General features: G+C 59.8%; 4 protein-coding genes. 2 read left to right on the forward strand and 2 right to left on the reverse strand.

Annotation, left to right across the window (positions count from 1 at the left end; genetic code table 11):
• Positions 1–10: 10 nt before the first annotated feature.
• On the reverse strand, positions 11–1,114 hold the full coding sequence (locus FB593_RS15695; RefSeq protein WP_145166736.1) for an NAD(P)/FAD-dependent oxidoreductase: 1,104 nt from the start codon (positions 1,112–1,114) through the stop codon (positions 11–13).
• Positions 1,115–1,346: 232 nt separating this feature from the next.
• On the opposite strand from FB593_RS15695, the gene FB593_RS27705 reads away from it, so the two are divergent.
• A complete protein-coding gene (locus FB593_RS27705; RefSeq protein ID WP_034502258.1) occupies positions 1,347–1,490 on the forward strand; it encodes a hypothetical protein in 144 nt (47 codons plus the stop codon).
• Positions 1,491–1,566: 76 nt separating this feature from the next.
• Here the strand turns inward: FB593_RS27705 and FB593_RS15705 are convergent, their stop codons facing one another.
• Complete coding sequence (locus FB593_RS15705) at positions 1,567–2,745, reverse strand: M20 aminoacylase family protein (RefSeq protein WP_003516543.1); 1,179 nt, start codon at positions 2,743–2,745, stop codon at positions 1,567–1,569.
• 567 nt (positions 2,746–3,312) lie between these two features.
• Here FB593_RS15705 and FB593_RS15710 point away from each other — a divergent pair.
• Positions 3,313–11,808, forward strand: coding sequence for a GH36-type glycosyl hydrolase domain-containing protein (locus FB593_RS15710; RefSeq protein WP_145166737.1), 8,496 nt, complete (start codon positions 3,313–3,315; stop codon positions 11,806–11,808).
• The last annotated feature ends 57 nt before the right edge of the window (positions 11,809–11,865 follow it).

Raw genomic sequence — 11,865 nt, forward strand, 5'->3', positions numbered from 1 at the left:
TCAGGTGGGATCAGGCCTCGAGCCGTGCCGCAACCTCGTTGGCCATCGCCAGCGAGGCGGTGAGGCCGGGGCTTTCGATGCCGAAAAGATTGACGAGACCGGCAAGTCCGTGGGTTTCCGGCCCGTCGATGCGAAAATCCATGGCCGGTTCGTCGGGTCCTGAAATCTTCGGCCGGATGCCCGAATAGGCCGGGATCAGCGCGTGTTCCGGTAGGCCCGGCCAATAGCGGCGGATCGCGTCGCCAAAACCCTCCATGCGGCGGGGATCGACGGCATAATCAATGGTGTCGACCCACTCCACATCCGGTCCGAAACGGGCCTGGCCGGCAAGATCCAGCGTCAGGTGCACGCCAAGGCCGTGGGTGTGCGGAGCGGGGTAGATGAGCCGTGAAAAAGGCGACTTGCCGGTCAGCGAAAAATAGCTGCCTTTGGCGAAACGCGCCTCCGGGATCGTGTGCTTCGGCAATCCCTCGATCTGTTTTGCTGCCAGCGGTGCCAGAAGGCCGGCGGAGTTGACGAGCAGCCGGCATGTCAGGCTGAGAGGTTCCTTGCCGCCAACGTGAACGCGGAAACCGTTGCCGGTCGCTTCCGCCCTTTCGAATGGTGCATTCAGGGCGAGGGCTGCGCCATGGTCTTGCGCGTCGCCGAGCAGCGCCAGCATATAACCATGGCTATCAATGATGCCGGTCGAAGGTGAAAGCAGGGCCGCTACGCAGTTGAGCGCAGGCTCGAGCGACAGCGCCTGCGTGGCATCGACCAGTTCGAGGTCGTCGCAGCCATTGGCGTTACCCTTTTCCTTGAGGGTCGCCAAGAGAGCCGTCTCGTCCGCGTTCGCTGCCACGATGAGTTTGCCGCAGCGGCGGTGCGAAACGCCATGGCTCTGGCAGAACGTATAAAGCCGCTCCCTGCCTTCAACGCAAAGGCGTGCCTTGAGGCTGCCTTCAGGATAATAAAGCCCGGCGTGAATAACCTCGCTGTTGCGCGAAGAGGTGGCGGAACCGAATTCCTTTTCGCCTTCGAGGATGATGACGGAAAGACCACGCATCGCCAGCTCGCGGGCCGTCGCCAGTCCGATCACCCCGGCTCCTATGATGATGGCGTCGATATCCGTCATGGTCCTTATCCGAGCCTGCCAATGATTTTGAACGGAAATGCCGTCTGCGACGTTGATCCTGCGCAATGGGTAGATTGATGCTTGTCCGGCGGCAAGTCGCGATCCGTATTTTTCCCAATGCGCCGAACTTATGGAATTTTATCTCTACTGAAACAGTGGGGAATAAAGCTATTCTTTACGGGAAATAAGCAGTGCCCGCTTTGACGGGCCGAGCAGGGAAGGGAGTTGTACAATGTCTTATTCCAAGGCCGGAAAAGCAAAAGACTTTGTCTCGCAGCCCCAGTCGCAGCGAAACTGGAGAGATTCGGTTCACGCGGCTCTTGTCGGCGTTTGCGTGGCTTTTGTCGCGGCGGTCATACTCGGTCTCGTTCCCTGATCCTCCCAGATTTTCTCATCAGGAAACTTGAGAAAAAAAGGCCGGTCGCTCCTCCGACCGGCCTTTTTATATTCATTCACGCCTTCAGATAATCCTCCGCCAGATCGACCCAGAAGGCGGTTCCGATTGGCAGGATATCGTCGTTGAAGTCGAATTTCGGATGGTGCAGCGGCGGGTCGTTTTCGGTGCGCGCGGTGCCGAGGAAGAAGTAGCAGCCGGGCCGTTTTTCAAGCATGTAGGCGAAGTCTTCCGCGCCCATGGACGGGCGCTGCATTTCAACCACCTTTTCCGCCCCGGCGAAACGACGGGCCAGACCGGCGACATAGTCCGTTTCCGCCTTGTGGTTGACTGTCGCATTGTAGCCGCGCTCGTAATCGAGCGTGACACTCATGCCATAGCTGGCCGCCTGGCCTTCGGCTATCGCCCTGATACGCTTTTCCAGTTCGTCGCGCACACCCGCGTCAAAGGAACGGATGGTGAGCAGCATTTCCGCCTTCTCGGGAATGACGTTGCTCGCAACACCAGCATGGAATGCGCCAACAGTGACGACCGCCGACAGTTGCGGATGGATGTTACGGGACACCACCGTCTGCAAGGCCATGATGATACTGGCGCCCGCAACGATGGGGTCGGCCGCATCCTGCGGTTCTGCGCCGTGGCCGCCATATCCGTTGACGGTGATCCTGCATTCATCGACGGCGGCAAGGATCGGGCCGTCGCGCAGGACGAATTGTCCGAAGGGCACGCCGGGATCGTTATGGAGGGCAAAAACCGCATCGCATGGGAAGCGGTCGAACAGTCCGTCCTCGATCATGATGCGGGCGCCGCCGAAATTCTCCTCCGCCGGCTGGAAGATCAGATGCAGGGTCCCATCGAAATTCCTGCGTTCGGCGATGATCTTCGCGGCTCCCAGGAGCATGGCCGTGTGTCCGTCATGGCCGCAGGCATGCATGACGCCATCATTGGCGCTTGCATATTCCGCTCCGGTTTCCTCACGGATCGGCAGGGCATCGATATCGGCGCGAATGCCGAGCGTGCGGGCACTGTCGCCATTGCGGAGCGTGGCGACGATACCGGTTCCGGCAAGTCCGCGCGTTACTTCGTAACCCATTTCCACCAGCTGTCCGGCAATGAAATCCGAGGTCTGGAATTCGGAAAGACCGATTTCGGGATGCCGGTGCAGGTGGCGGCGGATTGCCACCACATCCGGCATATGGTTGGCGAAGGAGGCAATGTTTGCGGTCTGTCTGGTCATTTTCAAAGTCCCTGGTTACGCCGCTTTTTTCCAGCGCTTTTTGCAAATTTCATAGCAGCATATACGCGGGCATGTAAGGGGCGTTCCCGGAGCCGCAATGCCTTGAAATTCATCGCTTGCATCGTATCGCGACAGGTGGCATGGAACTATAGACGTCCTGGGGCATTAGCGTTTCGGATGTGGCGCAGGCCTTCTCGGCCTCGCGTTGCCCTTCAGGTGTCAAAGGGGGACTATCTGACGTTGCGCGAACAATTTTCGCCGTGGGGGAAGGTGCGAAATCCGGTTGGAACGGCATTGCCGGGCCAAAGGGCGAAATTTTCCTGTCGTCGAAAATCCATTCTCCGCAGAGATCCCCGGCTTTGCATGGTCGGAGGGATCGCGCAGCAAAACGCCGTGCTTGCGGATATTCGCCGTTTGACGATGCGTTGCACACAACGTCTGATCCGGTTCACCGAAGGTTCAGGATAAGTCATAAATATAGCGTGGCCCGATTTCGTGCGTATTCCCGCCACGGACGAAACGCCGGTCAAGTCGAACAATTCTCCATAAAGTTCAGAATACGAGCCGATGTCATTTCATATTACCCCGACCGCCGCCGCCCGTGATTCCGAGACGAAGCAGATCGATCACAATGATTCGATCCGCGCGTCCTATATGACGGTCGAGGAACTGCATGATGCCGGTGCCGCGCTTTCGCGCGACGGTGCCGATACCCTTCCCGGCTTCATGGAGTTCGACTTCTTCGAGCGCCACCGTGAGAACGAGAAGGAAATCCTGCGGGTCTACCGCACAACGGCCGTCGACGCGGAAAATGGCGCGACGATAACGCCGGCGGCGGAATGGCTGCTCGACAACCACTACGTCATCGAAGAGGCGATCCAGGAAGTCCGCCGCGATTTTCCGCGCAAGTTCTATCGCCAGCTGCCGACAATGACGGTGGGCGGCGTGACGATCCCGCGGGTCATGGCGCTCGGCTGGCTTTATGTCGCCCATACCCACAGCACGGTCTCGCGCGAGAACATGACGGCGCTGGTGGATGGCTACCAGACGTCGAAGACGCTGCAGATCGGCGAATTGTGGGCGCTGCCCTCCATCATCCGTTTTGTCCTCATCGAAAATCTTCGCCGCATCTCCATTCGCGTGGAACGCTCGCGCCGCATGCGCCAGAAGGCGAATGAAGTCGTCGACGAAATCATTCGCCTGAACGATGCGGAAGCCTCCGCGGCACTTCTCAAGCAGGTCGATTCGCTGGTCGATGACCCGACCTTTGCGACGCAGTTCCTCTATCGCCTCAGAAACGGCTCGCAGACTTCGGGTTTTGCGGTGGCCTGGCTTGAAGAACGCCTGCATGCTGCGGGCACCGACGCTGAAAACGTCATGATGTCGGAACACAACCGGCTGGCCTCCGGCAATGTGACGATGGGCAATATCGTCAAGAGCCTGAGGGAAATCGACGATACCGAATGGTCGGTGTGGTTCGAGGAAGTCAGCCATATCGACAAGGTCCTGCGCGAGGAAACCGATTACGAGATTCTCGATTTCGGTTCGCGCAACACCTATCGCAACACGATCGAGCTTCTGGCGCGTCGCTCCCCCAAGACAGAGGTAGAGGTCGCGCGTGCCGCCGTGGAAATGGCGAGATCCGGCGAGCCTGCCGAGGTGTCTGAAAACCATCGCGTCAATGTCGGCTCCGTACTCGTCGGCGAGCGCCGGTTCGAGCTTGAAAAGGTGCTCGCTTACAGGCCGCTGGTCTCGCAGCATATCGTCCGGTCTATGCGCAAGTTCAACTGGCTCGCAATTGCGGCGCCAGTGTTTCTCATCACCGCGCTCGTCATGCTTGCCGTCGGCTGGTTCCTGGCCGAAGCTGGCATGCCCTGGTATGTGGTGACCGCATTCCTCTTGATGTTTGCATTGCCTGCTTCGGAAGGCGCGACCGGTCTGTTCAACACGCTCGTCACTTTCTTCGTGAAGCCGTTCCGGTTGGTCGGATACGAGTTCAAGAACGGTATTCCACAGGACGCCCGCACGCTTGTTGCCGTGCCCTGCATGTTGACCAGCCGCGACAGCGTCGATGAGATGATGCGCAATATCGAGGTGCATTATCTCGCCAATCCGCATGGCGAGATTTATTTCGCGCTGGTCAGCGACTGGCGCGATGCCCAATATGAGCAGTCCGGCGACGATCTCGAGATTCTCGAATATGCCAAGCGCGAACTGTCGGCGCTGAACAGCCGTTATGCCTTCGATGGCAAGACGCGTTTTTACCTGTTGCACCGCCGCCGCATCTACAACCCGTCCGAAGGCTGCTGGATGGGCTGGGAGCGCAAGCGTGGCAAGCTGCATGAACTGAACATGCTGCTGCGCGGCGACAAGGACACGACATTCCTCGGTGGCGCCAATATCGTGCCGGCCGATGTCAAATACGTCATGACGCTTGATGCCGATACGCGCCTGATGCGCGATGCGGTGACCAAACTCGTCGGCAAGATGCATCACCCGATCAACCGCCCCGTCATCGATCCGGTCTCGGGACGTGTGGTTGAAGGTTATGGCCTGTTGCAGCCGCGCGTTACGCCTTCGCTGACGACGGGCAAGGATGCCTCCGTCTTCCAGCGTGTCTTCTCCATCAATCGCGGTATCGACCCTTACGTCTTCACCGTTTCCGACGTTTATCAGGACCTGACCTCCGAAGGCACCTTCACCGGCAAGGGTCTTTACGACGTGGATGCCTTCGAGGCGGCTCTTAAGGGCCGGATCGAGGAAAACTCCATCCTCAGCCATGATTTGCTCGAAGGATCCTTTGCGCGCTGCGCGCTGGTGACCGATGTGGAACTGGTCGAGGATTTCCCGACCCGCTACGAGGTGGAAGTCTCGCGCCAGCATCGCTGGGCGCGTGGCGACTGGCAGCTGCTTCCCTATATTCTCGACCGCGCCCGTGGTGTTACCGCGATCGGCCGGTGGAAGATGGTCGATAACCTGCGCCGTTCGCTGACGCCGATTGCCTGGTTCTTTGCCTCGATCCTCGGCTGGTATTTCATGGACCCGCTCGGTGCGCTGATCTGGCAGATCCTGCTGATCTTCTCGCTGTTCGTCGCTCCGACGCTCTCGCTGCTTTCCGGCCTCGTGCCGCGCTCCACTGATATCGTGCCTCAGGCGCATTTCCATACCATCTGGTCGGAAATCCGCGCCACCAATGCGCAGGTTGCGCTGCGTATCGTCTTCATTGCCGATTCTGCCTGCATGATGACGGATGCAATTGTCCGTTCGCTCTACCGTCTGCTCGTCAGCCACAAGCTGATGCTGGAATGGCGCACCGCCGCCAGCATGCAGTCTAGCGCCCAGGGCGGCATCACCTATTATTTCCGCCAGATGTGGCATGCGCCTGTTGTGGCCATGCTCGGCCTGTTGTTTGCGGCGCTGCCCGGTGACAATGCCTTCCTGATCGGCATTCCCTTCACACTGCTCTGGGTTCTGTCTCCCGCCGTTGCCTGGTATGTCAGCCAGTCGGCGGAAACCGAAGACCGGCTGTTCGTTTCGGAACACGTCTCTTTCGAGCTTCGCAAGATCGCGCGTCGCACGTGGCGTTATTACGAAGCCTTCGTGACACCGCAGGAAAACCACCTGCCGCCGGACAACTTCCAGGAAACGCCGGAGCCGATTGTTGCCTCGCGTACATCGCCTACCAATATCGGCGTTTACCTGCTTTCCATCATTTCGGCGCGCCAGTTTGGCTGGATCAGCTTTGCCGATACGCTGGAGCGGATCGAGAACACGATCCAGACCGTCGAGAAGATGGAGAAACATCGCGGCCATCTCTACAACTGGTACCATACGGACACGCTGCAGACGCTTGGTCCCCGTTACGTTTCGGCGGTGGACAGCGGTAATCTCGCCGGTCACCTGATTGCGGTTTCGTCTGCCTGCCGCCAGTGGGCGGAAGCGCCTTCCGCGCATCTTCAGGGTAATCTCGACGGTATCGGCGATCTCGCCGGTATTCTGCGCGAAACGCTGAAAGCGCTGCCTGACGACCGCAAGAACCTGCGTCCGCTGCATCGCCGCCTCGAAGAACGCATCATCGGTTTTTCGAACGCTCTTGCCTCGGTCAAGCGCGAGCATGAATTCGCATCGATCCGCGTCATCAATCTTGCGGTACTCGCGCGCGACATCCAGAAGCTCGCTACCAATGTCGATCACGAAGTAAAGTCTGCGCAGAGCGCGGAAGTGACACGCTGGGCACAATTGCTCGTGGATTGCTGCGAGGCGCATATTTCAGACAGCGCCATCGACCTCACCAATATGGAGCCGCTACGCCAGCGTCTTGCATCGCTGCGCGACCGCAGCCGCAACCTCGCTTTCTCGATGGATTTCACGTTCCTTTATCGCAAGGATCGCCGTCTTCTGTCGATCGGCTACCGCGTCGAAAGCAAGGAACTGGACGAGGCCTGCTACGACCTTCTGGCGTCCGAATGCCGCCTGACCAGCCTGTTTGCCATCGCCAAGGGCGATCTGCCGACCGAGCACTGGTACCGTCTCGGCCGCCAGGTTGTGCCGATCGGTGCGCAGGGCGCGTTGGTCTCCTGGTCGGGTTCGATGTTCGAATATCTGATGCCTCCGCTCGTCATGCAGGAGCGTCAGGGTGGCATTCTCAACCAGACCAACAATCTGATCGTCAAGGAACAGATGAACCACGGCCGCCGTCTCGGCACGCCATGGGGCATTTCCGAAGCGGCGTTCAACGCCCGCGATCACAACATGAACTACCAGTACACCAACTTCGGTGTGCCGACGCTTGGCCTCAAGCGCGGTCTCGGCCAGAATGCTGTCATCGCGCCCTATGCGTCGATTCTCGCCAGCCAGTACGATCCTGACGGTGCGCTGGAAAACCTCGACAAGCTGCGCAAGCTTGGCGCGCTTGGACAGTACGGCTTCCATGATGCCGTGGATTTCACGCCGACACGTGTGCCTGACGGCAAGGTCTGCGCGGTGGTCTACAACTATTATGCCCACCACCACGGCATGTCGATCGCGGCTGTCGCCAACGTCGCCTTTGACGGTGTGTTGCGCGAACTCTTCCATTCCGACCCGGTAATCGAGGCGGCCGAACTCCTGTTGCAGGAAAAGGCACCGCGCGAAGTGCCTGTCATGAGCGCCAAATACGAGCCGGAAACCCCAGGCAAGGAACAGGCAGACCTGCTGCGTGCGGAAGTGCGCTCCATCGCCGACCCGGCCGTGCGCGACCGCGAAGTGGTGTTTCTGTCGAACGGCCATTATTCGACGATGCTCACCTCAACCGGTGCTGGATATTCGAAATGGAACGGTCAGGCGATTTCCCGCTGGAAGGCCGACCCGACCGAAGATCGTTGGGGAACCTTCATCTTCCTGCGCGATACCACCAATGGACAATGGTGGAGTGCGACGGCTGAGCCGCGTGTCATCGAAGGCGAAAAGACCAAGACGATCTTCACCGACGACAAGGCCGAATTCCACAAGAATGTCGGCGATCTGCAGAGCGTCGTTGAATGCATCGTCGCCACCGAGCACGATGCCGACGGCCGCCGCGTCACGCTGCTCAATGTCGGTTCCGAGGATCGCTACATTGAAGTGACCTCCTATATGGAGCCGGTCATTGCGTCGGAAGACGACGACAACGCCCATCCGCTGTTCTCGCGCATGTTCGTGCAGACGGAGATCGGCCGGCGCGGCGATGTGATCCGCGCCTGGCGTAACCGCCGCAGCCCGAATGAGCCCGGAACGATCATCGCGCATCTTGCTGCCGATAACGCCGGCCCATCGCGCCCGACGGAGTTCGAGACGGACCGTGCCAAGTTCATCGGCCGCGGCAGATCGCTCGGTGAAGCGGCTGCATTCGATACGGGTGCCACGCTTTCCAACACCGACGGCTTCACGCTCGATCCAATCCTGTCGTTGCGCCGCACTGTGCGCGTACCGGCCGGCAAGAAGGTGAGCGTGATTTTCTGGACGATTGCCGCGCCGAGCCGCGAGGAAGTCGACAAGGCGATCGACCGTTATCGCCATCCTGACGCATTTGCCCACGAACTCGTGCATGCATGGACGCGCACGCAGGTGCAGATGCGCCATGTGGGTGTCACTTCGCAGCAGGCCGCCGCTTTCCAGCATCTTGGCCGTTATCTGACCTATCCGGACATGCATCTGCGCGCGGATTCGGAAACGCTGAAAACGGGCCTCGCTTCGCAGCGGGCGCTTTGGCCGCTTGCCATTTCGGGCGATTTCCCGATCTTCAGCCTGCGTATCAACGACGATATGGACATGGATATTGCCCGTGAGGCGCTCAGCGCCCACGAATATCTGCGTTCGCGTGGCGTGATCTTCGATCTCGTCATCGTCAACGAACGAGCCGCGTCGTATGCACAGGATATGCAGCATGCGCTGGATCATATTTCCGAGGCACAGCGTCGCATCAATCCCGCCGATGGTGGAAGGCCGCACGTGTTCTCCGTTCGGCGCGACTTGATGGACGAAGAGACCTGGAGCGCGCTTCTGGCGGCCTCCCGTGTCGTGCTGCATGTGCGGAATGGCAAGATTGTCGACCAGATCAACCGCGCCGTGTCGCTTTTTGCGGCGCATCGCGGTCCTGACGGGGGGACTGAGGCCGCGCAGGCTCGCCTGCCGGTGCCTGCGTTCCCCGTCGCTGAGGCTGTCGAGGATGCGGGCGATCTCGATTTCTGGAACGGTTTTGGCGGTTTCGCCAAAAGCGGAGAGGAATATGTCGTGCGCCTGCATGGTGGGCAATCCACACCGCATCCTTGGATCAACGTCATCTCGAACGAAAGTTTCGGCTTCCATGTGTCGGCGGAAGGCGCTGGTTTCACCTGGAGCCGCAATTCCCGTGACTATCAGCTGACACCCTGGAGCAACGATCCGGTCATCAACCGGCCGGGCGAGGCCTTCTATGTTGCCGATGTGGAAACAGGAAAGCTCTATACGCCCTGTGCTGCCCTTTCGCGTGATCCGGAAGCCCTGTTCGAAACCCGTCATGGTCTCGGTTACTCCGTAATGACCGGCAAGACGGATAAGCTTGAAGTCGAGGTGACGCAGACGGTAGACCGTGAAAAGCCGGTCAAGTTCTCGCAGCTCATCGTACGCAACAAGGGTTCGAAAAGCCGCCGCCTGAAAGTCTATGCTTATGTGGAATGGGTGCTGGGCAATAATGGCCAGAAATCTGCGCCGTTCATCCTGAGCAGGCACGATGCCGGCAGCAATGCGATTTTTGCTTCCAACCCTTACAGCATCGACTATAGCACCCGCACTGCCTTCCTGACGCTCGACAGCGAGGCAAGCGGCTTCACCACCAGCCGCCGTGAATTCATCGGCCGCTTCGGTTCTGCACAGGCTCCGCAGGGCATTGTGTCTGGTGCGGCACTCAGTGGCAGCACCGAGGTGGACGGCGATCCCTGCGCCGCCTTGATGCAGGAAATCCACCTGAAGCCTGGTGAAGAACGGCATATGACCTTCATTCTCGGCGATGCCGACAATGCGGAGGAGGCGGCAACGCTGGTCGAACAAGTCCGTGCGGCGGATTTCCAGTCGGTGCTGGAGGGCAGCAAGGCGTTCTGGACTGGCTTTACCGGCCAGTTGCAGGTTACCACGCCCGATGCCGGCTTCAACCACATGGTCAATAGCTGGTTGCCCTATCAGGCGCTGGCGTGCCGCATCCTGGCGCGCACGGCCTTCTATCAGTCGAGCGGCGCCTTCGGCTTCCGTGACCAGCTTCAGGACACGCTGGCATTCCTGCTCTACCAGCCGGATCTCGCTCGCAAGCAGATCCTGCGTGCGGCAGGCCGCCAGTTTGCTGAAGGCGATGTCCAGCATTGGTGGCTGCCTTTGACCGGTGCCGGTGTCCGCACGACGATCTCTGATGACGTGGTCTGGCTCGCTTATGCGATCAACCAGTATGTCTCGGCTACGGGTGATGCGGCCATCCTTGATGAAAGCATCCCCTTCATCAAGGGACCGGCATTGATGCCGGGGCAGCACGATGCCTTCTTCCAGCCGGAGACGAGCGACAAATCCGCTAGCCTCTACGAACACGCGGCGCTGGCGCTTGATCTCGCGATCCATCGCACCGGCGAAAACGGTCTGCCGCTGATCCTCGGCGGTGACTGGAACGACGGCATGAACCGTGTCGGCATCGGCGGCAAGGGCACCAGTGTCTGGCTTGGCTGGTTCCTGGCCGGTGCGCTTCGCGACTTCATAGCGATCGCCGAAAAGCGCGGTGATGCAGACCGTGTCGGCAGGTGGTCGGCGCATCGCGAAAAGCTTCGCAATGCTCTCGAAACTGCGGGTTGGGACGGCAGCTACTACCGTCGCGGTTATTTCGATGACGGCACGCCGCTCGGTTCCGCCACCAGCGAGGAATGCCAGATCGATTCACTTGGCCAGAGCTGGAGCGTTCTTTCCGGCGAGGGTGAGGAAGGCCGGTCACGGCAGGCGATGGACGCCGTCATTGAGCATCTGGTCGATGAAAAGGCCGGTATCATCCGTCTGTTCACCCCGCCATTCTCGCGGGCACCGCATGATCCGGGTTATATCAAGGGATATCCGCCGGGTGTGCGCGAAAACGGCGGACAATATACCCATGCGGCGACCTGGGTAGTGCTTGCCCTTGCCAAGCAGGGGCGTGCGCAGGAGGCGTGGAACTGCTTCAAGCTGCTCAACCCCGTCAACCATGCGCTCGACGCGGCATCGTCCGAAACCTATCGGGTCGAACCCTACGTGGTGACCGCCGATGTCTATGGTGAGGGCGCTTATGCAGGTCGCGGCGGCTGGAGCTGGTACACGGGTTCCGCCGGCTGGCTCTATCGCGCCGCGATCGAGGGCATTCTCGGTATCACCCGAACCGAAGGCAAGCTTCACATCGCGCCGTCGCTGCCGGAAGACTGGAGCGGCTTCTCGGTGAAGATCACGCTGGACGGTAAAGCAAAGGACATCGTCGTAAGCCGTAAGGCCGGCACGGCGGAGGTCTCCGTGTCCGTTGACGGCAAGCCCCTGTCGGCTGACGATCGGGTGATCCCGTTCGACTGAGACGATCGGCTCTACGTTTGCTTTTAAAATCAGGCTCCTGCGGTGACGCAGGGGCCT

Origin of the sequence: Rhizobium sp. SJZ105 (genome assembly GCF_007828365.1) — a bacterium.
GTDB classification, from domain to species: Bacteria; Pseudomonadota; Alphaproteobacteria; order Rhizobiales; family Rhizobiaceae; genus Agrobacterium; species Agrobacterium tumefaciens.

Excerpts from the sequence above, each read along its gene's own strand:
- FB593_RS15695 (WP_145166736.1), bottom strand. The coding sequence starts at position 1,114 with ATGACGGATATCGACGCCATCATCATAGGAGCCGGGGTGATCGGACTG.
- FB593_RS27705 (WP_034502258.1), top strand. The coding sequence starts at position 1,347 with ATGTCTTATTCCAAGGCCGGAAAAGCAAAAGACTTTGTCTCGCAGCCC.
- FB593_RS15705 (WP_003516543.1), bottom strand. The coding sequence starts at position 2,745 with ATGACCAGACAGACCGCAAACATTGCCTCCTTCGCCAACCATATGCCG.
- FB593_RS15710 (WP_145166737.1), top strand. The coding sequence starts at position 3,313 with ATGTCATTTCATATTACCCCGACCGCCGCCGCCCGTGATTCCGAGACG.